This is a genomic window from Psychrobacter aquaticus CMS 56 (assembly GCF_000471625.1).
GTDB lineage: Bacteria > Pseudomonadota > Gammaproteobacteria > Pseudomonadales > Moraxellaceae > Psychrobacter > Psychrobacter aquaticus.
The window spans coordinates 136,737-162,756 of the sequence record NZ_AUSW01000015.1 but is presented as its reverse complement, the minus strand read 5'-3'; the positions used below and the strand labels follow the sequence as shown (position 1 = coordinate 162,756).

The 26,020-nt window shown below is 42.1% G+C and carries 19 protein-coding genes and 2 pseudogenes; 6 read left to right on the top strand and 15 right to left on the bottom strand.

The window, feature by feature from the left end:
* Positions 1-7: 7 nt before the first annotated feature.
* The 12 genes from M917_RS04370 to M917_RS04315 form a co-directional block, all read right to left on the bottom strand.
* Positions 8-1,945 (bottom strand): sensor histidine kinase, encoded by a 1,938-nt coding sequence (locus M917_RS04370; RefSeq protein ID WP_021813565.1) that lies wholly within the window; start codon positions 1,943-1,945, stop codon positions 8-10.
* A 366-nt stretch (positions 1,946-2,311) separates the two neighbouring features.
* Positions 2,312-3,745, bottom strand: a complete 1,434-nt coding sequence (gene der / locus M917_RS04365; RefSeq protein ID WP_021813564.1) for a ribosome biogenesis GTPase Der — start codon at positions 3,743-3,745, stop codon at positions 2,312-2,314.
* Between the two features lie 564 nt (positions 3,746-4,309).
* Entirely contained in the window at positions 4,310-5,518 is a 1,209-nt protein-coding gene (gene bamB / locus M917_RS04360) for an outer membrane protein assembly factor BamB (RefSeq protein WP_021813563.1), read from the bottom strand.
* 85 nt (positions 5,519-5,603) lie between these two features.
* Positions 5,604-6,398 (bottom strand): YfgM family protein, encoded by a 795-nt coding sequence (locus tag M917_RS04355; protein WP_021813562.1) that lies wholly within the window; start codon positions 6,396-6,398, stop codon positions 5,604-5,606.
* Between the two features lie 100 nt (positions 6,399-6,498).
* A complete protein-coding gene (gene hisS / locus M917_RS04350) occupies positions 6,499-7,788 on the bottom strand; it encodes a histidine--tRNA ligase (protein WP_021813561.1) in 1,290 nt (429 codons plus the stop codon).
* Between the two features lie 172 nt (positions 7,789-7,960).
* Positions 7,961-9,076: a flavodoxin-dependent (E)-4-hydroxy-3-methylbut-2-enyl-diphosphate synthase gene (gene ispG, locus M917_RS04345; protein ID WP_021813560.1), complete on the bottom strand. Its 1,116-nt coding sequence runs from the start codon at positions 9,074-9,076 to the stop codon at positions 7,961-7,963.
* A 150-nt stretch (positions 9,077-9,226) separates the two neighbouring features.
* The gene (locus tag M917_RS04340; protein ID WP_227500812.1) at positions 9,227-10,045 is read right to left on the bottom strand and encodes a helix-turn-helix domain-containing protein; all 819 of its coding nucleotides are present in this window, start codon (positions 10,043-10,045) and stop codon (positions 9,227-9,229) included.
* A complete protein-coding gene (gene pilW, locus M917_RS04335; protein ID WP_227500811.1) occupies positions 10,036-10,896 on the bottom strand; it encodes a type IV pilus biogenesis/stability protein PilW in 861 nt (286 codons plus the stop codon). Before pilW ends, M917_RS04340 begins: the two co-directional genes overlap by 10 nt.
* A gap of 285 nt (positions 10,897-11,181) precedes the next feature.
* Complete coding sequence (gene rlmN, locus M917_RS04330; RefSeq protein ID WP_021813557.1) at positions 11,182-12,411, bottom strand: 23S rRNA (adenine(2503)-C(2))-methyltransferase RlmN; 1,230 nt, start codon at positions 12,409-12,411, stop codon at positions 11,182-11,184.
* 331 nt (positions 12,412-12,742) lie between these two features.
* The gene (gene ndk, locus M917_RS04325) at positions 12,743-13,174 is read right to left on the bottom strand and encodes a nucleoside-diphosphate kinase (protein ID WP_021813556.1); all 432 of its coding nucleotides are present in this window, start codon (positions 13,172-13,174) and stop codon (positions 12,743-12,745) included.
* 420 nt (positions 13,175-13,594) lie between these two features.
* Positions 13,595-14,884, bottom strand: a complete 1,290-nt coding sequence (locus M917_RS04320) for an adenylosuccinate synthase (protein WP_021813554.1) — start codon at positions 14,882-14,884, stop codon at positions 13,595-13,597.
* 356 nt (positions 14,885-15,240) lie between these two features.
* A complete protein-coding gene (locus tag M917_RS04315; protein ID WP_021813553.1) occupies positions 15,241-16,554 on the bottom strand; it encodes an ATP phosphoribosyltransferase regulatory subunit in 1,314 nt (437 codons plus the stop codon).
* Between the two features lie 511 nt (positions 16,555-17,065).
* On the opposite strand from M917_RS04315, the gene M917_RS04310 reads away from it, so the two are divergent.
* Both M917_RS04310 and corA read left to right on the top strand, forming a co-directional pair.
* Positions 17,066-17,455, top strand: a complete 390-nt coding sequence (locus M917_RS04310) for a DUF2237 family protein (protein WP_021813552.1) — start codon at positions 17,066-17,068, stop codon at positions 17,453-17,455.
* A gap of 58 nt (positions 17,456-17,513) precedes the next feature.
* Complete coding sequence (gene corA / locus M917_RS04305) at positions 17,514-18,728, top strand: magnesium/cobalt transporter CorA (RefSeq protein ID WP_021813551.1); 1,215 nt, start codon at positions 17,514-17,516, stop codon at positions 18,726-18,728.
* Between the two features lie 63 nt (positions 18,729-18,791).
* Here the strand turns inward: corA and M917_RS04300 are convergent, their stop codons facing one another.
* Both M917_RS04300 and folD read right to left on the bottom strand, forming a co-directional pair.
* Positions 18,792-19,310 carry a phosphate-starvation-inducible protein PsiE gene (locus M917_RS04300; protein ID WP_021813550.1) on the bottom strand — a complete coding sequence of 173 codons (519 nt, stop codon included), beginning with the start codon at positions 19,308-19,310 and terminating at the stop codon, positions 18,792-18,794.
* A 98-nt stretch (positions 19,311-19,408) separates the two neighbouring features.
* Complete coding sequence (gene folD, locus M917_RS04295; protein ID WP_021813549.1) at positions 19,409-20,296, bottom strand: bifunctional methylenetetrahydrofolate dehydrogenase/methenyltetrahydrofolate cyclohydrolase FolD; 888 nt, start codon at positions 20,294-20,296, stop codon at positions 19,409-19,411.
* 375 nt (positions 20,297-20,671) lie between these two features.
* Here folD and M917_RS04290 point away from each other — a divergent pair, with 375 nt between their 5' ends.
* The 4 genes and pseudogenes from M917_RS04290 to M917_RS14490 all read left to right on the top strand — a co-directional run.
* Positions 20,672-22,627 (top strand): acyltransferase family protein, encoded by a 1,956-nt coding sequence (locus M917_RS04290; protein ID WP_021813548.1) that lies wholly within the window; start codon positions 20,672-20,674, stop codon positions 22,625-22,627.
* A gap of 132 nt (positions 22,628-22,759) precedes the next feature.
* Positions 22,760-23,366 (top strand): annotated as a pseudogene (locus M917_RS13695) (transposase).
* Positions 23,367-23,587: 221 nt separating this feature from the next.
* Entirely contained in the window at positions 23,588-24,817 is a 1,230-nt protein-coding gene (locus tag M917_RS14495; RefSeq protein WP_021813544.1) for an acyltransferase family protein, read from the top strand.
* Positions 24,818-24,829: 12 nt separating this feature from the next.
* Positions 24,830-25,531, top strand: a pseudogene (locus tag M917_RS14490) (SGNH hydrolase domain-containing protein); the annotation flags it as partial.
* Here the strand turns inward: M917_RS14490 and M917_RS14600 are convergent.
* The gene (locus M917_RS14600) at positions 25,502-25,786 is read right to left on the bottom strand and encodes a DDE-type integrase/transposase/recombinase (RefSeq protein WP_406621796.1); all 285 of its coding nucleotides are present in this window, start codon (positions 25,784-25,786) and stop codon (positions 25,502-25,504) included. The pseudogene M917_RS14490 and the gene M917_RS14600 overlap by 30 nt on opposite strands.
* Positions 25,787-26,020: the final 234 nt, after the last annotated feature.

Here is a 26,020-nt window from a genome sequence, read left to right as displayed (position 1 = left end):
AAAGCTATTACGTCCATACCAGCCAGCGCTTTAATAAATCGCTCAATGCCTTATCCTTATAAGTGGCGCTATAACAGTAATCGATACCGGCTGCTTTTAAACCGTGCTCAAAACTATTCACATATCGTGCTCTATGAGGTGGATACCAATATACCAATAACGTACGGTGCTCACTTTCAGATTGACGAATACGCTTGGCTAATGACTCCGCTTTGTTTGGAGACACATCCTCTGCAAACATCACCATATCAATTTTTTCTCTATTTATATCTTCTATTACTGGCTGTTCGTGCTGGTGATAACGAACTGTCGCTCCTAAACGCTCCAACTCATTTGCCAAAAATCCTGTCTCATTATAGTAATAATAAATTACGGTCAGTTTGGCCAATAAATGCGGCTGACGAGTCTGATGTTGGTTCGGCATCGCTATCGTCAGCACAAACTGCGTACCTACGCCTAACGTACTCTCCACGTCTATAGTCGCACCCATGAGCTGAGCAATTTGCTTAACCACTGGTAAGCCAACGCCTGACCCTTCATACTGACGGGTTTGAGATGAATCGACTTGAAAGAACGGATTAAAAATATCATCAATATGATTACCATCAATACCAATACCTGTATCTTTCACACTAATCTGCCAGCGATTGCTTTTATCAAAATGGGTCAATTGCGAGATAATAGTTACCTGTCCCGCTGGCGTAAACTTGATCGCATTGCTGAGTAGTATCGACAATATTTGTTGTATTTTTTCTGCATCACCTTCAAGGTTATAGTCTATGTGATGAACTTGACTGATTAACTCCAGCCCTTTTTGTTGCGCGATAGGCTCAAATTTTGCCAAAAGATCAGCAATCAGTAATAGTGGGTTAAACCCACTATTACTGACATTCATCTGACCTTTTTGTATTTGGTTCAGTTGAATAATGTGGTCAAGCGACAATACCAGCTTATCACTACCGTTGCTAATAATTTGAACAGCGTCTTTTTGCTCTCCATCTAAAGAGTCATAATCTAATAACTGTAAGCCGCCCACAATTGCATTGAGTGAGGTTTTTAGCTCATGGGTTATCATGCTTTGGAAATTATGCAGTTGCACATCAAGCGATATGTCTTTTTTATGCAGTTGTTGTTCAAAAGCCGCAAGCGCTTCATAATCCTTTTTGACTTTCTGTAAACGATTAAATAAAACGATAAAAGCCCGCTTAATCTGCATCAACTCTTGAAAGTTGAAGCGCTGCGGGATAACTGGTAGTTGTTCGAGTTCTGGAGTTTTTATAACTGTGTCACATATTTCAGTTAAAGCCTCTATATCTCTAGCTGGCCAATTAAGTTTGCGCAAAATATACAGTACCCAAAAAATCGTCAGTATTGTAATCAACAGCCATAATAATAGATTGCTTTGTATCCAACGTAAACGCAGCGTATTCATATCCAGAGTGATATTAATATACCCCACTAAAGCACTATTTTGGATGGTGCTATTCGTAGTTGGTGGTTCAATGATACTGCCTGATGACGTCGTGGTAGAGCGCTGACCTGCGTTTAACGCATCCAGTGTGCTATCAGTATCGATATAATTGCTGGTAACAGGATAGTTAAAGCTGACTGTATTGGCGAATAAAGCATTTTTCCAATCCGCTCTTGATTGTTTGATACCATCAAGAGGTTGAGGTGTTGAATAAAATAAAATACTTTGAATGCTCGGTTCATGCTCTAGTAAAAACCTGACTTGCTCAGCCACCACATCTGCACCATCAGCCTTTGAGGCACTGGTAGCCAATAATGTAGCCAGCTGTTGAGTATGCCGCCGCTTCTCTTTATAGTGATCTAATAAACCATAAGCGAGAGACAAGAAAAAACCTGCCAATACTGCCAAAATAATGGCCTGTATGACAGAGCGCCAGATAAGCGTAGAAATGTTTTTAGAGGAATAGTTGTTCATATCACCCAACCGAGTTAAGACAACTTTTATCTATATTACAGATATTTTTGAGGTGTGATAAGTGAAACATTCGGATATTTTTGAGGCGCTTTTTTATGATCGTTAAGACAACCATCATAAAAGAGTCACACGAGGCTTGCTTTATTACGCCCTAATACAGCAGCACAACAAAGCAAGTTATAAGTCCGTTGATATAGGGCATGTCATCAATTAGCACATTAATTCATTTTATGGCCTTAAAATGGTTAAATTTTCGCTAAACAGTGTCAAAACTCTTGCCAATATTTTCATATTCACTACGAATTTTTCCTTGTTTAGCATCAATTTATCTCATTTTAATTCCCATAATCTAATTGATGATACGCCCTAGCGATTGCGAGGTTTTTTATCTTTGTCTTTAGTCGTGAATTTCTGTGTCCGATTTCGCTCACGTTGACGCAGCTGTTGCGCCTTCGCCTTGGTTGGCGTATCGCTTTTGTTGGCGTATGGATTGTCATTTTGTTTAAAGATAACGTTGAGCGGTGTGCCTTCAAGCTTGAATACTTGACGGAATTGATTTTCAAGATAACGCTGGTAGCTCTTAGGCAATGCGCTGGTTTGGTTACCATGAATAACAATGACAGGCGGATTATGACCACCGATATGGGCATAGCGCAACTTAATACGGCGACCAGCAACCGTCGGTGGTGGATTGGCAGTGACCGCATCTTGTAAAATCTGAGTCAAGCGATTAGTTGATACTTCAAACATTGACGATTTATAAGCACGCAAGATAGAAGGATATAAGTTACCGACGCCCGTACCGTGAAGGGCTGATATCAAATGTACTTTCACATAAGGAATAAAGTTGAAGCGGCGATCCATTTCAATTTTAATGTAGTCTCTTTGATCTTGCGTTAGACCATCCCATTTGTTAATTGCAACCACCAAAGCGCGACCAGCATCAAGTGCATAACCAATCATGTGCAAATCTTGATCGACAATGCCTTCGTGCGCATCAATCACAATAACGGTCACGTTAGAATCTTCAATCGCTTGTAAAGTTTTGATGACCGAAAACTTTTCTACTTTTTCATCGATTTTTCCACGGCGGCGTACCCCAGCAGTATCAATCAACACGTAATCTTTGCCTTCACGTTTATAGGGTATGTAAATACTGTCACGTGTGGTGCCTGGCATATCAAAAACGACTACTCGCTCTTCGCCCAATAGGCGATTGACCAGTGTCGACTTGCCAACGTTTGGACGACCAATGATGGCAAGCTTGAGACCTCTTGGCTCTACAATATTCTCTTGCTCAGGCATATCAGCTGTCAACACTTCCAGCAAATTGCCCACACCGCGACCATGACTAGCAGCCATCGGATACGGCTCACCCAATCCTAACGCATAAAACTCAGCAGGTGCCGCGTCGTGAGCACCATCGACTTTGTTGGCAACGACATAGACGGGTTTGCCAAGGGTGTGCAAAAACTTACCGATTTCGGCATCAGCGCCAATCATACCAGCACGAGCATCGACGACGAATACAATAATATCCGCTTCATGAATGGCAGTATGTGATTGCTCAGACATATAATCATCAATGTTGCCATTGCCATCATCTGCCTCACCAATACCGCCCGTATCGACCACGATGAAGGATTTGTCTTCATAGGTAGCATCGCCGTATTGACGGTCACGAGTCAGTCCCGACAAATCAGCGACCAATGCCTGCCGACTTTTTGTGAACTGATTAAATAAGGTGGATTTACCGACGTTTGGACGACCAATTAAGGCGACCACAGGCTTGATACTCATGGGTTACTCTCAGTGAAAGGCACAATGACGGACAGTACAGTTACTCTGATAAAACCAGTAGCGAACATGTTGCACTTGGCCGTAAAATAAAATGAATGATAAAACGATAGCGACAATAATAATCAGATATATGACGATTAGCAAATAGGTGGATCAAATTATATATAAGCAGTATGGTCAATCCAAAATAAGCAAGAACACATTAAATTGGCATGCTTCTTAACATGAATGGACTGAATATAACTAATGCTGACAGCGCATCGGTCGCATAGAGTACGCGAAAGCTTATATTTAAACAAGCAGTTTACACCATGCACTAAACGCTGACCAAGCAGCGTTTATATTTTACAGTGGATTGATTATAGGTAACTAGGGCGTGTCATCCATTAGATTATGAGAATTAAAATGAGATAAATTGCTGCTAAACAAGGAAAAATTCGCAGTGAATATGAACATATTGACAAGAATTTTGACACCGTTTAGCGAAAATTTAGCCATTTTAAGGCCATAAAATGCATCAATGTGCTAATTGATGACACGCCCTAAGATTGATTAATAAAAAACTTAGCGAGCTAACTGCCAAATAGCCACTTGTCCTGAGGTGCTCTGGGTCATCAAACGACTGCCTTGTACTTGCAAGCTACTTAAAGCGCCTTTGGTTTGTACACGGCTAACAATTTTGCCGCTAGCAAGATCAAATAAGTGCACCACACCCTCTAAATCACCGACTGCAATGTAATTACCAATCATCACAGGGTTGGTTAAATGACGATAAGCCAACGCTTCATTTTCCCATAACATCTCACCACTGGTACGGTTATAAGCCACGACCTTACCATCTAAGCTTGTGGCAATAACTTGTTGATTATTTACTGTCAGTGCTTTTAGGCTAGCAAGCTCTTTGACAAACATGACTTGACGCGATGCCAAATCAATCCCTAGCAACTGACCACTATAACTGATGGCAAACAACTGATTTTTATCCACGATAGGCGTGCCATCGACATCGCTCATTCGCTCAACTTCGCTACTACCAGAGCCTACGCCAACACGTCTTGACCATTGTGGCAAACCGCTATCGGTCGTTACCGCGTGCAATCGGCCATCGGCAGTCGCTAATAGAGCGGTCTTACTGTCTAATAATGTTGGTGCCGCACTACCGCGCACGCTGATCGCTGGCACTTGAGTAGCAAACTGCCACACAGACTGACCTGTTTGTAGTGATAAGCCATGCAAGAAGCCATCATTTGCTGATAAGATCACACGATTATTGGTAATAAGCGCAGGTGTCAAAACAGACCCTGACAACTGTTGCTGCCAGCGTTTTGCACCAGTAGCGCTATCAAAAGCCATTATTTTACCACTGCGCGTACTGACAATAGCCGTCTGACTCAAGGCATCTAAGGCAACTCCACCCGTGATTTGATCATCGACATTTATTGACCATAAACGTTCGCCAGCGCTATTAAAACCGATCAAATCACCACCACGCGATGCTGTAACGATTTGCCCATTGGCATAACCTACCTGCAAATCTAGCGGATCTTTTTTACTGGCTTTTTTATTACCGACATCCGTACTAAAAACAGGTTGCAACACACTAATAGGCTCAGCAATCTGTACCAACTTTACTGGCTCATTGACCACTGGTTTGATACCACGATTACACCCAATCACCGCAGTGCTCATTACTGCCAGTACAGCTACATGCATAACCGTCTTTTTGATGGTTTTGGCTTTTAATATTTTGCTAAAGCGAATAGATTGAGTCATTATAGGTTCTCACTACAAATAAATTATGAATAATTAGGTAAAACGCTAGCGCTATTATTAGTCGCTTACGCTTACTGCTGTACAATTACTGGGCAATCTCGGGGGTAGCATTTTCTGCCGCGTCTGTGACTAATGGTTGCTCAGACAAGGTTGATTCTTGAATAAGGCTTGCCTGCTCATCAATAGGTTCAGGCATGACACCCAAGCTTTCCATTTTTAATGCCAATACTGCACGTGTTTCTTGACGGCTACGTAATAGCTCCCAAGCATTATTGTACGACTGAATCGCTGAGTCTTTATTGCCCTGTGCCAAATAAATATCTCCTAGCAATTCTTGCTGGCTGGCTTCAAACGAGCTTGGCATATCATTGTTCGCTTGCGCTAATGCAGCATCGGCATCACCTGCGGCCAACAGTGTGGTTGCATAGCGTAGTCGAGTAATTGCCTGTAAACCTGCATCACCTAAGTCGATTGCCAGCGCCTTTTTAAGCGTCTCACTGGCCTCAGAAAACTCATCATTATCAACTTGTTGACGCGCCTTAATCATCAAAGCCTGCCAAGCGTAAACGGAATCCCCATGTTTACTGACTAGTGCATCAATATCTTCATTCATTTGTGTCCGACTTTGAACAAGCGCCTCTTGTGCTTCTGCTTCTAAATCTGGGTTCTGTGAGGCCAAACTGACTTCTTCATTCAACCGCTGAATGTCTGCATAGTGATCCGCTGCCACAGTATCTACCCGCGCATGGTTATTCTGCCAATATGTCCAACCAAAGTAAGCGGCCAGTGCTAACAAAATCGCAGTGACAATATAGCTGCCATATTGCTTTAACGCTTGCATTGAATTGTCTGCATTTGGCGAATTGGGTGTCAGAGCCATATATATTTACCTGATAAAATTGTTATTAAATTGCTGCTACTAGAGTCAAAATCGATGACATATTGGCAGATATTATGGTTCACGCGATCAATTTTACTGATCAATGGCGTGAAAAATTATCTTGATTCAAGAGCCAATCTTGCGCAACTGTCTGTTGCGCGCCTGTCTGCATGTCTTTAATGCTAATGGTATTATCATCCAGCTCTTGCTGCGCGATAATGACCGTCAATGCCGCACCCGACTTGTCTGCTTTTTTCATTTGTGCTTTTAGGCTGGTGGCACTTGCCATTTTTACCCGTACATCTGGGCGACTATAACGCAGGCTTTGTGCATAACCAATACCAGCGCTATAAACCTCTGGATGAGCAACAACGAAGACATCACAAGCTGGCATATCAGCAATCGGTGCTACCGCTTCCATCAGCAATAATAAACGCTCAAGCCCCATGGCAAAACCAACGGCAGGCTCTGACTTGACGGGTTTATTACCATCTGCGCCGATAGATTTTAATTGTCCGACCAAACCATCATAACGACCGCCAGCACAGACAGTGGCTTGGCTGCCAAGCTTGTCCGTTACCCATTCAAAGACGGTTTTATTATAATAATCAAGTCCGCGCACCAAATGAGGGTTGATCTCAAAGTCGATACCAAGCGCAGTCAAATAAGTTTGCACTTGCTCAAAATGCGCCACACTCTCCGCACCCAAAAAGTCAGCAAGCTTCGGAGCGTCTGCCAGTACCGCTTGTGTACTCGCCTCTTTGCTGTCTAAAATACGTAATGGATTGGTCGTCAAACGGCGTTTGCTATCGTCATCGAGTTGGTCTTTTTTATCGGTTAAATAGGCTACCAGCGCTTCGCGATAAGCGTGGCGCTCATCAAGCTCACCCAAGCTGTTCAGCTGCAAATGCATCTCATTTTTTAGACCCAATTCTTGCCACATCAGATGGGTCATCGCAATTAATTCAGCATCCGCATCTGGTAGCGCACTACCGAAGCTCTCCACACCCAATTGATGAAACTGACGATAACGACCTTTTTGCGGACGCTCATAACGGAACATGGGACCGATGTACCACAATTTGGGCGTGTCACCACGTAACAAATTGTGCTCAATGACCGCACGCACAGCGCCTGCTGTCCCTTCAGGACGTAGAGCCAAAGGCGTTGGCGGCTCAGACTTATCGGTGAAACTGTACATCTCTTTTTCAACAATGTCCGTTGCACCGCCGATAGCACGCGCAAATAAATCCGTTTGTTCAACGATTGGTAGACGAATATGCTCATAGCCGTATCTGCTCAGCACATCAGCCAATATCGACTCTAAGTGCAGCCATTTTGCAGACTGATTAGGCAAAATATCATTGAACCCTTTAATCGCTTTAATCATGGTACGGTCATATCCTTAAAATTTTAACAGGCATTTCTATTATTTTTTTACTCATTACTGAATGTGGCTTTTAATTAACTTATCAGTCAATACTAAATAGAATCGATACGCTACATGGTGATGCGAGACTCTTTTCTATGAGCTCCTATAAACCCCAATGTCATACGGCGGCTTATTTTACGCGAATAATCTCATTCTCACGCTTTTTGGCCAAGTTGTCTGCGTGGGCACGTACCATGCTTTCTATTTCATCGACCAAATTATCGGTATCAATTAAATGGCTCTTCTCTCCCATCCGGTACACTAGCGACTTTGGCGCGGCGCCCACGATACCGATGTCTGCTTCTTTCGCTTCACCCGGACCATTTACTTTGCAACCAATCACGGACAAGTTCATCGGCTCACGAATGTCTTCTAGGCGTGATTCTAATGCCGTCATGACTCTAATCACATCAAACTCTTGACGTGAACAGCTGGGGCAAGCAATAAAGTTGACACCATTAGAGCGAATATTCAGTGACTTTAAAATATCAAAGCCAATTTTTATTTCTTCTTCAGGCTCTGCTGCTAGCGAAATCCGAATGGTATCGCCAATACCGTCCAGTAATAAACCGCCAAGGGCAATGGCAGATTTTACTGCGCCAGTACGATACACACCGGCTTCAGTGACGCCCAAATGCAGTGGATTGTCAATCTGAGCTGATATTAGGCGATAGGCATCCATGGTCAAAAACACATTACTGGCTTTAACAGACACTTTGTATTGATCAAAATTGAGGCGTTCTAAAATATCAATATGGCGCATGGCTGACTCAAGCATTGCAGCACCAGTTGGCTCTGTATATTTACGCTGGATATCTTTTTCTAACGAGCCTGCATTGACGCCAATACGAATAGGGATATTGTGATATTTGGCACAAGCAACCACTTCACGTACTTTGGCATCGCTACCGATATTACCAGGATTGATACGCAAACAATCTGCGCCTGCCTCGGCAACGGCTAACGCAATTTTATGATCAAAATGCACATCGGCTATCAATGGCACACTCACCAACTTACGAATTTCACCAAACGCTTTTACGGTGTCCATCGTCGGTGTTGATACCCGCATCAGATCCGCGCCTGCTTCGACGCAGCGCTCAATCTGTGCCACAGTCGCGGCCACATCGCAGGTTTCTGTATTGGTCATACTTTGTACACTGATCGGTGCATCGCCACCAATCGCGACATCACCGACGTATATTTTTTTGGTAAAACGACGGTTAATAGGCGCTGACGTTGACATAGACAAACCCTTTAATTAAAGCGAGAAAGACGAACGAAAAAAACATGTTTAGTGGCTGTAAAAAAGTGGCTATAAAAAAGTGGCTGTAAAAATTAGCCATAACTTTTAAGAATATTCAATTACTAAGAACGTTCAATAACTGTTTAAAAACTAAGGCGCTAGCTCAAAGCTGGCTTGTTTGTCAGTCGCATAAGACTCTAAAGCCACGGCTTCTTGGTTGAGTGTTAAGCGAACGTTATCAATATTATCAATTTGTACATTAAATGGTGGCATACCTGACAATTGATAATTGCCTGACGTCTGAGCGCCACTTATTAAACTGTTACCAGACGCATCGGTAATACTAACGACAGCCGTATCAGTCAATGTCATGTCTAAAGCAGCCATGCTTGTACTAGCACCACCCAAATTCAGTGCAGAACCAGAAGCCCCAATCCCGTTCGCATCTTCAATCGCAGCACCTTGAGCTTGTTCTATCGCTGATACATCATCCGCTGTAGCTATTGGTTCTTCGTTATTTTCTTTACTGGCGTTGCTGACCATACGAAATAAAAATATCGCTAAGACAATGACACCAATGACTGCCAAAATCAGTAATGGGTTAAAACGAATGCGGTTATGCGTATCGCGCTGTAACGTTCCCATTGGACGCAGTGGCGTGTCCGTGTTATTTGATGCTTGCGCTTTAAGTTCATTCGGATAAGCCGCATCAAAACTGCTGGCGACTTTTGTTGCATCCAATCCCAAGTATTTGGCATAGTTAATCGCAAAACCACGAGCAAACGCTGCTTGTGGCAAATCAGCAAAGTTCTCGTTTTCCAGCGCTTGCAAGTGACGCTTTAAAATAAATAGCTCGGCGGCCGCTTCTTCTAAGCTGACTTGCTTGGTTTTACGGGCTTGCTGCAACATGGCACCAAAAGATCCCTGAGCGTTAGATTGAGTGTTTGATGATGGGGTGGTCATTGCCATGGTGCCTCTGGATTGTTAAGCCAAGTCTTAAGTTGTTTTGCTTCCTCACTTAAAGGATAAGCGGATAAAAGCTGCTGTGCCAATTGCTGGCGTGTTGCTATGTTGTTTTGCGCTGCGGCAAGTTTGATACCTTGTAATAACAAACGCGGGCTAATGCCCTGCCCTTGTACCAGCACCAATGTCTCATCATACAGTCTTTGAGCTTGCGGCACACGTTGCTGCTCGAGCAACAAATCTACCAATTCTATATGGGCGATAATGCTATTACGATTGCCATCAAGTGCACGCAAAAACGCTTTGGAAGCGGCGCTACGGTCACCTAGTTGAAGGTAAGTACGTCCTAAATTCTCTAACGCACCAATACGGCCTTCATAACCCAATGCTGCACCAGCAATCTCAAACTGCGCTGCTGCCTCACTATAGCGCTTCATCTGTGATAAATAAACACCATAGTTATTGTGGGCTTGCTCAAAATCTTTATCGAGCGCGATCGCCTTTTTAAAATATTGATCGGCCTTTTCAAGATTGATACGGCTGCCCTCTTGCTGCAACAAAACGCCCATCATATCATAGGCGGGCGCGTAACGGCTATCAGCAGCAAAGGCTTTTTCGAGCTGGCGCTGAGCGGTATCAAGCTCATTTTTTCGGATGTATTGTGCGGCAAGTGATGTACGCACGCGGGCGATTTCTTGTTGATCTAGGTTACGATTGTCACTCGGTCGCGTGGACGTCTGGTAAGAGGTGCTGCCTGTTAAATCGCTGGTCGACGTGCTTTGGCAGCCCGTCAGTAACAGTCCTACTAACGCTGCTGACAATAGCATACTCTTTGACAACACGACTTGTGTAGGCACTGCGCTCTTCTGCTGACAATCTTGAAAAAAAGGTTTTTGATATTTGAACTGACAAGAATTTTTAAAAGTCATCATAGCCGCCATCATAAAACTGTGATTCAATGCGTTCGATCAAGAAGCCTCAGTTTAATAGATTTAGCCCCCATAAGTACAATTTAGTTGTCATTAATTGCTTCGCTCCTCAATACCAACCATTATTGCTACATTTTCATTACCATTGCGACATATAAAAGAGAGCTAACTCTAAATGTTACGCAAGTTTTTGCCATTCATTCAAACATCACCCTAAACACTTTCACGATCTTTAATACTTTGCTGCCAAGCGGCTGAGCGTCTGGTACGATCGGCCACTTGTCCCACCAATTGACCACAAGCAGCATCAATGTCATCACCGCGAGTTTGGCGAATGGTACAAACAAAACCTGCCGAGCTTAAAATATTGCTAAATGCATGAATGCGGTTGTTGCTTGACTTATCATAAGGAGCATGCGGGAACGGATTAAAGGGAATAAGGTTGATTTTGCTCGGTAGACCTTCTAACAATTCAACTAGTTGCTCTGCATGTTCATTGCTATCATTGACACCATCGAGCATCACATATTCAATCGTTACGTGTTTTTTATGACGTGGATTGACATCATAAACATAGTTTTTTGCGGCTGCGATCAGCTCTTCTAACGGGTATTTTTTATTAATCGGTACCAATTCATTACGCAGCTCATCATTTGGTGCATGCAATGAAATGGCCAATGCCACGTCAATATCTTGCGACAACTGATACATTTTAGGGACGACGCCTGAGGTTGATAAAGTCACACGGCGTTTTGACAAGCCGTAAGCATGATCGCTCAGCATGATTTCCATTGAACCAACCACAGGTTTATAGTTTAACAGTGGCTCACCCATGCCCATCATGACTACGTTTGTCACATTGTTTTCCCATAAACTGTGGTCAACGTGTTCTAAGCTATCGTTTTCATCGGTCATATAAGAGGCATTGGCTACCCAAAGCTGTCCTATAATCTCAGCAGCACTCAAATCACGCTCAAAGCCCTGCTTGCCCGTGCTACAAAAGCTACAATCTAGCGCACAGCCCACTTGTGAAGACACACACAATGTTTTACGACCATTAACTTTGCTATCATCTGCCGGAATCAATACCGTCTCGACCAATGAGCCGCCTGTGACTTCAAACACCCATTTGCGTGTGCCGTCTTCGCTATACTGACGATGAATCACTTTTGGTGGAACAACGCAGGCATTCAGTGACAACTTGTCACGCAACGACTTGCTCAAATTGGTCATTTGCTCAAAGTCAGTCACGCCGTGCTGATATATCCACTTAATTACTTGCGTAGAGCGAAACGGCTTTTCACCAATACTCTTAAAGTAATCGGTCAATTGTGCTTGCGTCATACCTAGTAGATTGGTTTTTGCGTGCGCTTCGTCTACTAGCTTGATGCTGTCAGTAATCTTAGCAGGTATGTGCTGGATCGGGGTTTGTACAGTTGACATAATAGGTAACCTTTTTGCAGGAGCTTAGATAAGCGGTGCAATTATTTATATGAGCGTTGCCATATGCGATGCATGAGCAATCCGTTATAAGCGCCCGTTTTATCAATTAATTTCTCCAGTCACGGGTAAAAATTTGATAAAAGCATGCTGATAAGGGATTGATAACGCTGACGAAAACCGATAATGAGGGAAACAACCAGCAATTTCAATCAAGAATACCGCTATTATAATCGTTAAAACGGCTTATACCCATAAGATATAAGCCGTTTTGCGAAAATAATTATTAATAACCACTACAATAGACACTAGAGAATATTAATAATCGCCGCTACTAGCGCGTACGTGCACACACTTCATCATCGCTGAAGAAGTAGCTGATTTCACGTTTGGCTGATTCGGCTGAATCTGAACCATGAACCGCGTTTTCATCGATGCTGCTCGCGAAGTCAGCACGGATAGTGCCTTTTTCTGCGTCTTTTGGGTTGGTTGCACCCATGATTTCACGATGCTTAGCGATAGCGTTCTCGCCTTCTAGTACTGATACCAATACTGGGCCTGACATCATGAACGATTTTAGATCATTGTAAAATGGACGCTCTGCGTGCTCTGCATAAAAACCGCCTGCTTTTTCATCATCAAGTTGTAGCATTTTGGCTGCGACGATTTTTAGACCCGCTTGTTCAAAACGGTCATAGATAGCGCCGATATGGTTGCCAGCAACTGCGTCAGGTTTGATGATAGATAAAGTACGTTCGTTAGCCATAAAAAGCTCCTAATAAATAAAGTCGAGAAAAATGTAATCGTAAATGCTTTGTTTTATCTTTAGCCACTATGTTGACTTGGGCTGATTTAAATCACTCATGATTTACCAAAATGAAAGCAAGAGTGCCAACTTAGCCAACACAGGATTGCTGCCTATTATAATGATTAAGGCCATAAATGATAGGGTTAATTTATGACCATACCTTGCATAAAAGTAAATTCAGTCTGTCAAAATTATTAATAAAGCCGCAATATCTCACAAAAAAAAACCCCAATGCTCAGCACTGGGGTTTGATTATTTAATCTATCTATTAATAGTGGGACAAATATAAAGCGGATACAAGGAAGACAAGTGCAAATTGTACACCTAGTACATTAAACGAGTCTGACACAGTAACAGCCTTGTAGTTGTCCCACTACATTAAGCATCGTATGGGTCGCGAAGTACGATGGTCTCTTCGCGGTCAGGACCGGTTGAGATAATATCGATTGGGCAACCGATTAATGCTTCGATACGCTTGATGTATTTTTTGGCATTTTCTGGCAGATCATCATAATTGGTGATACCAACGGTTGACTCGCTCCAGCCTTGTAGCGTCTCATATTTTGGGGTCACTGACTCATAGAATTCAGCATCATGCGCGCCTGCACACTCAGTCTCAGGTAGGTTATAACCCACGCCGATAAGCAATTCTTCTAGGCCATCCAATACATCAAGCTTGGTCAAGCAGATACCAGACAGTGAGTTGAGTACTACAGCACGGCGTAATGCTTCGGCATCAAACCAACCACAGCGACGAGCACGACCCGTCGTTGCGCCAAACTCATGACCGACTTTGGCCAAATGAGCGCCAACATCATCAAACAACTCAGTTGGGAACGGGCCGCTACCAACACGTGTGGTATAGGCTTTAGTAATACCAAGCACATAATCTAAATACAATGGGCCAATACCAGTACCAGTCGATACGCCACCAGCAGTTACGCTTGAGCTGGTCACAAACGGATACGTACCATGGTCGATATCTAGTAACGTACCTTGCGCACCTTCAAACATCAGGTTTTTGCCAGCCAAACGCAACTGATTAAGGTCTTCAGTTACATCGGTAACCATCCCTTTGATCTCTTCTTTCCATTCTTTACAAAGTCTAAGCGTATCATCAAAATCAATCGCATCCACTTTATAATACTGCGTCAACTGGAAGTTATGATATTCGATTAAGTTGCGTAGCTTTTCCTCTAAATCATTGCGGAATAAGTCAGCCAGCTTGATCGCACGGCGTGCCACTTTGTCTTCGTACGCAGGGCCAATACCGCGACCTGTCGTACCGATTTTACCAGTCCCGCGCTTGGCTTCACGAGCTTGGTCAAGGGCGACATGGTATGGCATGATAAGCGGACAATTGGGTGAAATACGCAGACGCTCACGTACGGGTACGTTATTGTCTTCAAGCTCTTTCATCTCTTTCAGCAGTGCGTCAGGTGCTAACACCACACCATTACCAATAAAGCATGTCACGCCTTCACGTAAGATGCCTGATGGGATTAAATGTAGGACAGTGGTTTTGCCATCGACAACCAATGTGTGACCAGCGTTATGACCGCCTTGAAAACGCGCGACGGCTGAGGCTTTTTCGGTCAGTAAATCGACGATTTTACCCTTGCCTTCATCGCCCCATTGGCTACCCAAAACTACGACATTCTTACCCATGATCAATCCTTACCTTTATGTATTGAGGTGTGTGCAATAACGGTTTAAAAACCACGATGATTTTAATGATAATAATTTTAATAACAATAATTTAATAACAATAATTTAATAACGCTAAAATTTATAATATGGCCAATTCTAAATAAAATAGATGCATTATATTGCAACGCTGAACTGGTATAAATTTTTCTGGCTTGCTGTGCCTTCACAGACAGAGGCGGCGAAACTTCTCATTTAAAGATAAGCATTCCAGTTCCGCTATGTCATTTTTATACTGAACTCACTATATTAAAAATCAATGCTTAATTTTCGGTGTGCATTTGGTCAATTATCCATTCAGTAAATGGTTAATAAGGTCAAGCTGAAACAGTTTGTAACTGCCATTGATTATTTATAAAGCTCAAATGATGCGTTATATTTGCTGGACGGTCTTCTGCATTTAAAGGCATGGTGACACGATAGCCTTGTTGGCGCAAACTTTCAACTTGTTGCAATAACGTTTGTCTTTGTTCTTCGTTTGCACTGCTGGACGCCATATAATCTACCAGTACGACAATTGGTGCATCAAGCTGAGTATGAGCCAGCAAACGGCTGACGTCCATACTAAAGCCAGTGGCTTCTCGCAGCTGATGGCCTGTTAATTGACTGCCGCTTTGCATCCCATCGAAACGACCACCGCGTACCAGTGGCTGGGTCTCGCTATTGATATAACCATTGAAGACAATGCCAGTATGATAATGATAGCCTGATAATTCTGTCACATCGATACTGACTGGGCACTGCCACTGCTCATGTAAATGGGTTTTTAACCGTTGCAACTCATCGACAGCATCTGCAATTTGCGTATCTTGCTGAGCAGTCGCTGATAGCTTGGCCAAGAGATTTTCGATATCATGACCAAAACGCGCTAGTGCATAAAAGTCATCACCCATTGGCAATGCTTTACAAACTCGTTTAAGCTCTGGCAGGTTTTTATTGGCATATAAATTCATTAAATGTTCAGTATCACTGTCTGTTAGCTCGGCCAATTCGGCCAAACGCTTAAATATGGCTACATGACCCAAATCGATATGCAGGTCGGCACTCATGTCTAGCATATTGACCATGCCGAACAACACATCTATTAGCTCGATATCTGCGGCAAGTGAAGCACAACCAAATATCTCAGCACCCAACTGTAGCGGCGTCCGCGAGCCAAAAAGCCCTGATGGTAATGTATGAATCACATCGCCTGCGTAGCAATAACGCGCAATGCCCGTACCACCATGATGCGCATCGATACGCAAAATCTGCGGAGTGATATCAGCACGCAAACCCATCAATCGACCCGTTAGCTGATCGATAATCTTAAAGGTTTGACGCTTTAAATCCTCCGACGCATCGCTCAATAACGATTCAGTGAACTCAATCATTGGCGGATTGACCAGCTGATAACCGTGAGCGATAAGTTGTTGAGTCAACTGATACCTAAGCACTTCTTGCTTATGGGCATCTTCAAACAGCACGTCCACCACCCCATCAGGCAGTAACCAGCTATTGGCAACGTCATTCGTAAAGTTGCTAAAAGAAGGTACAGACTTGGGCGAAACAGCACTTGCAGCAGGCTGAGTCAGCGCTTTATTGATAGTATTTGACTGAGCGGGTTTTGTAGAATCAGAACGAACAGACACAATAAATCCTTGTTTGGCGTATCGCTTACCAAAAACGCGATATTGATGCGGTACTTAAAGGTTATATTTACCATTGCATAGACGTAGCACATTTTTTATTTTTAACGCGCAACATCATTGACCCAATTATTTATAAACAAACGGGTTATAAACAAATAGGTAACCGCAAAAGGGTGAGTAATCAGTATAATTCAGAATGATAAGACGAGTATTTCTATGCGCTAATAAACGGCGATAAGCTAATAGACCCTAATAAATCACCAAGGCATTTCCGCTTTAGTTTAGCATAGCCGTTTAGGTTCGCCTAGTGACAATTACCCCCAATCACTATCTAATTACGTCTCATCAAGCCTAAAGGTCAGAAGACTATAATCACATTGCATAAACGGCTGATTGATTGAAAGTGATGCTTTTCATTCTTTATCATAAAGAGCATTATCCGCCTAGTTAGAACAACGCCTTTGACACAGACTCATGGTACACTAACACATATTTTTATCTCGGAAGCCTTATGTCATCTGATTATCACCCAAACCCAGCCATCAATCAAACCAATGTTTTAGGTACGGCGCTTGCCAGCTGCTGCTTCGATCCTATTACCGGCTATTATCGCAATGGCTTTTGTCATACTGGCAATCACGATGTCGGCCAGCATACCGTTTGTGCCAAAATGACCAGTGAGTTTTTAAACTTCTCAGCCAGTCGTGGCAATGATCTTATCACGCCTCTGCCTGAGTATGGCTTTGAGGGGTTAAAGCCAGGCGATTACTGGTGTATCTGTGCCCTACGCTGGGTCGAAGCGCTAGACTTTGATATTGCACCGCAAATAAAACTAGAAGCGTGTCACGAAAGCTTATTGAGCTTGGTCGATATTGACACGTTAAAAAGCTACGCGCTTTAATAAATCGTATGATGCGTCTTGATCGTTACAGGTCTTTGACTTTATTGAGGGAGGGTGTATGGAAGACAATAACGACCAATTGATCAAAAAAACAGCGCGTATTGCACCTAACTCTGATGTCAGTCGTATTCATGCCAATATGAGTGATAAGCATCTGTATCTAGACAATGATGACAGCTATATTTATGGTGATGCCGATGCGACGACTGAGGACACGATTGAGACCATGACGGTCTACGATCCAGACTCTGAGCGCTATGAAGATATTGATTTATCCAGTACTGAAGAAGTGGTCAATTGCTACACCTATTCGCGAAAAACGGGTGAAAAGCTTGATCAAATTGCCCTAAATGATGTCAGTCGTGCATTGAGCAATAGCGGGCAGTTTATTTGGTTGGGTCTTTATGACCCAAGTCTAGAAACCATGGTCAAAGTCAAAGAAGCTTTTGGTTTGCATGAATTGGCGATTGAAGATGCATTTGCCGATCATCAACGCGCCAAAGTTGAAAACTACGACAACGATATGGTTTTCGTCGTGCTGCGTACTGCCAAGCTTGAAGACAATATTATTCGCTATGGCACCACAGCGATATTTATGGGCAAAAACTACCTCATTACCATTCGTAATGGCCCCTCAAATTCTTATGCACCCGTCCGTGAGCACTGTCACCGTCGTCCTGAAAAGCTACGCATGGGGCCTATCTTTGTACTACATGCCATTCTCGATTTTATCGTGGATAACTACATGCCCATCACCGATCGCTTGGGTCGGTATTTACGTGAGCAAGAGCGCTATGTCTTTACCTATGAGTTTGACAAAGGCACTTTAAAAAACCTCTATGAGTTGAAATCACAACTGGTACACATGCGTGCTATTATTTTGCCTGTGCAAGACATCTGTAGCTTTTTTATCAATCATAAAAAAAGCGAACTGGTTTCTGGTTTTTCTCAGGCGGCCAAACCTTATTTCCGCGATGTGAATGACCATCTTCTGCATTCTTTAGACGCTATTAATGGTCTTAATGAAATGCTGAGCGTGGTGATGAATACCTATATGGCCATGGTCAATATGGGACAGAACGAGGTGGTGCGTAAGCTTGCCGCTTGGGCTGGTATCTTAGCAGTGCCAACGGCCATTGCTGGTATCTATGGCATGAACTTTGACTTTATGCCTGAACTACATTGGCAATATGGCTATCTTGTCATCATGGTGGTTATTGGTTCCTTGTGTGGCTACCTATATTACAACTTCAAAAAACTAAAGTGGTTATGATATAAAAAGCCATGCATAAAAAAGGGCTACCGATGGTAACCCTTTTTTTGCTTTGCTCAGGCATCATTCGCGGCGATGCTTCGTAGTACTGCTAGGCGCCTGCGCATCATCAGGCAGAAGCGATTTAACTGTTAGATTTGCATGCTGCTGATCGAGATTGTCTTCTGGACGACCAAAGGTTCGTGCCGTCCATGTCAATACAACGATCGCAGCGCTTAATAACATGATAGCCACCGAAATCGTCGCCAGTAGCCACAAGTGAAAGTAATCTGAGACGGCCTGCACATCAACTACCAAATGTCGCGACAAAGCCGTTATGGCAATAAATATCAAAAACTGCACTGGCAGACGATGGGTTTTAAAATAAATACCTATCATCGCCAGCAGCTCAAGATAAATAAATAACATCAAAATATCTTTTAGATCTGCTGCACCTTTTTGGATAATCCCAACAAACTCTTGACCTGCGGTCCAAACCACTACCACACTGATTAAAAATAAGATAATGTAATGACAGACATCAACAAACTCTCTGCCAATACCTTGTAACCGCTCATGAATATCTATATATTTTTTAGCCATTTTAGGTCCTATCAACTGAGATGTGGTTGATTTAACCTGAGTCTGTAATACCTCAGGCTCCTTGTTTATTGGCGATCAGCACTCCTAATATTCATTTCTTAATTGATGTCTAGACCTGCTGATTTTTCAGCGGCATCGACCGTTTGGCGTATGAGTGTGTTAATCGTCATTGGCCCGACACCGCCCGGTACTGGCGTATAAGCACTGGCAATACTCTCTACACCTTGCAACTCTATATCACCGACGCCGCCATTATCTGTTGGATGGAAACCTGCATCAATGACGACAGCGCCTTTTTTAATCCACTCAGCTTTAATCAGCTCTGGTACACCTACTGCACCGACCACAATATCTGCACGCTTAATATGAGCGGCCAAATCTTGAGTTTTTGAATGGCAAATCGTTACTGTACAATTGGCATTTAATAACATCATCGCCATTGGTTTGCCCAAGATAGCGCTACGCCCTACTACCACCGCTTCTTTGCCCGCAAGCTCGACATTATGATGGTCCAACAAATGCATGATGCCTTGCGGTGTGCATGAGCCATAAGCAGACTGCTGCATGGCCATACGACCAAAGCCAAGACAAGTCACCCCATCGACATCTTTTGCCAAGTCAATCTGCTCAAAGCAAGCACGTTCATCAATGTGTGCAGGCACGGGATGCTGCAGCAAAATACCATGTACATCAGGATTATTATTTAGCTCATCTATCTTTGCCATGAGCTGTTCGGTCGTTGTCTCACTTGCCATCTCAACTCGTATAGAGTCCATGCCAACCCGCTTACAGGCATTGCCTTTCATACGCACATAAGTCGCTGAAGCTGGATCGTTACCAACCAATATCGTCGCAAGGCTTGGGGTACGTCCCGTCTTATCTTTGATAATATCTACGCGCGTGCGCAGTTGCTGTTCTATTTTTTTGGCAAGTGCTTTGCCGTCCAAAATGGTGGCGGGTGCTTGAGCAGTAGACGCAATAGACATATGAACTCCAATATAGGAAGCATTAAAAAAATAAAGACAGCGCTTGCAAGTACTTTGCAAGCCTGTCTTATGGTTCGTCAATCTTTGACTATAAGTAATATTGTACCCGTGTACGCTGCAAAATCCTAGCCTAAGATAAAACTTGCTTGAATGCTCATATATCGTTAATCCACTGTACCTAACCGTTTTATGTTTTACAACAAGACTCTCATAGCATGGCTATTTCACCGATTTTAAGTCAATGAATTTTTCAGCAGAGCGCAAACAATCTAGTGTCTCATTGTACATACCCTTATAACGTAGCTATACTATCCGAAATATTTAGTTATTACCTAATAAACCAAAATATCTGATTAGCACACAATGAGTAAAGTTATGAAATTCAGAAAAGATATTAATGGCCTTAGAGCAATTGCTGTCATTGCTGTAGTACTGTTCCATTTTAATGCTTCTTGGATGCCGGGTGGCTTTGCTGGGGTCGATGTCTTTTTTGTGATTTCAGGGTTTTTGATGACCGGAATCATATTTAGAGGCATAGAGCAGGGAAACCTTTCTATTTTAAATTTCTATGTCGCTCGTGCTAATAGGATCATTCCTGCCTTAGCCCTACTTTGCTTCGTATTATTAATTTTTGGATGGTTTTATCTTACACCGCTAGAATATAAGTCATTAAATAAGCATGCTGCCAGTAGTGTAAGCTTCCTATCTAACTTTACCTATTGGAATGAAGCCGGATATTTTGATGCCGCTTCTCACGAGAAATGGCTATTACATACTTGGTCATTATCGGTAGAGTGGCAGTTTTATATCATCTATCCGCTAGTCCTTGTCGCTATGCGCAAGTTTATGTCTATCAATACCATGAAGATAATGCTGGTAGTCGGCACCGTAGTAGGATTCGTTTATTGCGCTTTTGCAACTTACAGATGGCCTAACGCTTCGTATTATCTATTTCCTGCTAGAGCATGGGAGATGATGATTGGTGGGATTGCTTATCTTTATCCCCTTGCATTGCAAGAGAATAGAAAAAAGTTAGTAGAGTGGACAGGATTGGCTTTGGTGATCGCCTCTTACTTTTTGATATCAGCTGACAACCTTTGGCCAGGTTATCTAGCACTATTTCCTGTGGTAGGCTCATTCCTTATTTTACAAGCCCAACGTGATGATAGTTTTATCACTAGCAACATAGTCTCTCAGAAACTAGGATCTTGGTCCTACTCGATTTATTTATGGCATTGGCCTTTTGTCGTTACAATTTACCTGTTCTCACTGCCTGATTACTACATGTATCTAGGAATGGTACTTTCTGTACTTCTTGGTTTTTTGAGCTATACATATGTTGAGAAACTCAAGTTTAGAAACAATTTTTCTAGCATACTTGACTATTTTACGAGTAAACCAGTATATATGGCAGGGTTTATAGGCATCTTAGGAGGTGCGTTGTTTATAGAGTCTAATGCAATTACAGATTACCGTTTCTCCGAAGACGAGTATTTAATGGTAAAACAGCAATTCCACGATCCCAAAAATTTAGAATGTAATAAGGCAGAGAACAAAAATTCTTTAGGCTGTATTTATGGGAGCGGTCCAGTAAAGGCTATCATTATTGGAGACAGTCATGCACAAACACAAGGCTTCATAGTTGGTAATAAGGCATCTTCGCTAGCTGGCGGTAGTGCGTTAAGTCTCGTGCTGTCAGGTTGTCCTACTATAAAAAATGTATATAGAGTATATCCTGGAATCAAAAAAGAACCTGACTATAATTGTGGAAAGTTAGTGGCAGACGCTATCGATTTGGCAGCAGACGAGTATCCAAATATACCTGTAATTATTCTCAATAGAACATCCTTTTATATACACGGGTATAATGAAAAGAAAAAAGATAAGCAGTGGTCATCAGTACCCACTAGGTTTGTTGACAAAGTGTTTACTGAGCGTAATAACGATTATGAAAATAATATAACAGGTCATATGGTAGATACCATATGTGATTTCTCAAAAAATAACCCAGTCTATTTGGTTAGGCCAATACCTGAAATGATGAGGAATGTACCAGCAAATTTACTTAGGTTGTCAACGTTAGATAAAAATAATGACACGGTTAAAATAAAGTATGAAGAATATAATAAACGGCAAAACGTTGCTTTTCAAATGCAGGATAGAGCTGTAAAACAGTGCGGCGCTAAAATATTAGACCCTACCCCTTACTTATGTGATAGTGAATACTGCTATGGGGACATTGATGGCGCTGCACTTTATTATGATGACGACCATTTAAGTAGCTACGGTTCAGAAGTAATCTCACCTATATATGATGAAGTTTTTAACTAGTGGGTGATTCCTGTGAGTTAAGCAAAATAAAAAATACAATTTTTATAGGGACTGTATAGAATTCACTAAATGAAAAAAATAAGCAACGCCTTACCCTTTTGTTTACCACAACAAAAGGGTAAGGCGTTGCTTATGGCTTGCACCAAGCTCACTGATGAGTACTGGCACAAGCTGTCTAATATGTTGCGACAAATCAACATATATAATAAGCCCAATCTAAGACGAACCGTTGAAGCGATGCTATATTGCATACGAGTGGGCTGTCCATGGCGTGACTTACCGCCCTGTTTTGGCAATTGGTCTCGCGTCTATTACCAATAGCGCTATTGGTGTAAAACAGGTAAATGGCAAAAACTTATGGCAATCGTAACAGTAGGCTGTGATAGCGAATGGTTGTTTATAGATGGTAGTGTGGTCAAAGCCCATCAGCACAGTACAGGTGCAGCCAGTTGTCGTGATGAAGCTATAGGTAGTAGCAGACAGAGGCCATGATAGTAGCGACATTGGAGCGTGTGTCTTTAAGCACTGTGCTGAGTCGGTCATACCGGTTAAGTCTAACTCTAAAAACAATAACGATACCTTGGATTGGTATTTATACCGCTGTCGCCATTTGGTAGAAAATACTTTGGCTAGGTTGAAGCATTTTAGAGGCAGCGCCACTAGTTATGATAAGCTTAAAGACAGTTACGGGACTGCGATCATACTGGCTTGTGTTTTTATTTGGTTGCCTTTGATTTGAATTCTATCCAACCTCTAATTTATCTCATTTAAATTCTCATAATTTAATTGATAACACGCCCTAGCTATTTTATATGGGATAGCAATTTTCTTATATCGTGGCGATCTTAATGACTTTAATCTACCGCTCATTCACCTAACACTGATAACTGAGATGTATAGTGTACAGCTAACTACAATGAAGCTATACTATCAAAAATATTTTATTAGTATGTAAAAAGCATGAAATTCAGAAAAGATATTAACGGTCTTCGGGCCTTTGCAGTAATTGCTGTCGTACTGTTCCATTTTAATGCTTCTTGGATGCCGGGTGGTTTTGCTGGCGTTGATGTATTTTTTGTAATCTCTGGATTTTTGATGACTGGGATTATCTTTAGAGGCATCGAGCAAGAGAATTTTTCTATCTTAAATTTCTATGTCGCTCGTGCTAATAGGATTATCCCGGCTTTAGCTCTACTTTGTTTCGTATTATTAATTTTTGGATGGTTTTATCTTACACCTCTAGAATACAGAGCACTAGGTAAGCATACTGCGAGTAGCGTTGGTTTTTTATCTAATTTTGTTTATTGGACAGAAGCTGGTTACTTTGATGCTACTTCTCATGAGAAGTGGCTATTACATACTTGGTCGCTATCTGTTGAGTGGCAGTTTTATATCATCTATCCCCTGGTGCTTCTTGCTCTACGTAGATTTCTATCTATAAAGACTCTGAAATTATTACTCATCATTGGCACCGTACTTGGCTTTATATTTTCTGTTTTTGCAACATACAAGTCACCTAGTGCAGCTTATTATCTATTCCATACTAGAGCATGGGAGATGATGTTGGGTGGTGTTGCCTACCTTTATCCTTTTACGTTGCAAGAAAATAGAAAGAAGCTTGTGGAGTGGACAGGACTGGCTTTAGTTGTAGGCTCTTATTTTTTAATCTCGGCAGAAAATGCTTGGCCAGGTTATCTAGCACTATTCCCCGTTCTAGGCTCGTTTCTTATTATCCAAGCACAACGCAATGACAGTTTGATTACAGGTAATATTGTCTTTCAGAAGTTGGGAACATGGTCTTACTCTATCTATCTGTGGCACTGGCCATTTGTGGTTGCTATCTATCTATTCTCTCTTCCTGATTACTATATTTATATAGGTATGGTACTTTCAATATTGTTAGGATTCTTAAGTTATAAGTATGTTGAGAAAATTAATTTTCAGAGAAGTTTCCCTACTATCTTAAGCTACTCAAAATGTAAGCCTGTTTATATTGTTGGAATTGTTGGGCTTTTAGGGAGTGCGTTATTTATGAAATATGACGTGTTGACACCTATCCGTCTATCTAAAGTGCAAGGCACAATCACAGATCAGCAAGAAAGGAACCCTAGAGAGTCCACTTGTGGTCGAGTAGTAAATGGAATCTCGCCAGAGTGCACTTATGGTAATGGTCCAGTTAAAGCTATTTGAGTTGGTGATAGTCACGCACAAGCCCAAGTATCTACCATTGGTGATATAGCTGAACAACATGGAGGTAGCGTGCTTGATTTGAGTTTATCGGCTTGTAGTACTATCAAAGGATTATATTCAGTCGACAGTAATGGTAATAACCCAAATTACAACTGCGGAAAATTAGTAGAAAACGCCATAAATATCTCAGCTAAGCAATATCCTAACGTTCCAATTATCATCATAAATAGAACGTCGCAAAATTTACATGGGTTTAATGAGCACGAAGACAGCCTTTCAGCACTCCCAACTAATTTCGTAAATAAAGTATTTGTCGAAAGAAATGACGAATATCGCATAAACCTTACAGAACATATGGTTAATACAATATGTGAATTTTCGGAAAATAATCCTGTTTACTTAATGCGTCCAACTCCAGAATTGATAACTGATGTTCCGCTGACAATGTTCAGGACATCAATGTTTAATGGAGTGCCTAAAAAGGTTAAAATACCACTAACAAGTTATCAAGAACGTCAAAGAACCGCGTATCGAATGCAAGATGAAGCCGTAACGAGATGTGGGGCTAAAATATTAGACCCTATCCCTTATCTATGCAACAGTGATTCCTGTTATGGTGATAAAAATGGCATACCATTATATTTTGATGACGACCATCTAAGTAGCTATGGTTCAAAATTAATATCACCGATTTATGATGAAGTTTTTAAATAGTGAATCTCTTGTCCAATTTTCTATATACAAGAAAGCAGCCGTTACTGTCGTGTCAGGTGAGTCTGACATGGCAAGCCCGATCACAGGCCAGATATATAAATCTAAAAAGACAGCTAGATAATACCAGCTGCCTTTGATACGAATATAAGTGACATCGCCTGTCCAAGTTAGATTGGGCGCTGATGGGCTAAAGTTGCGATCTAAAGGGTTGTCATGCGTCGGGACGAAGCAACACTTCGCTTTAACCCTCCTCATTTAGAATATCGCGTTCCATAGTTAGAGGCTTAACTTGTTTACGTAGCTTTTGGAGCTCTCGCTGCTTATCAGTTATAGCATTGCCAACTTTAGGGGCTTGGCCACACATTTCTTGACGGTACGGACTCAGCCATCCATTTCTACAGTGTGGATTTGCCAATGCCCAGTGAGCTTGCTACGTCAGGTATGGTGCGGTTGTGATCAGTAACTAAGCTAATGGCTTCTCATTTGAAT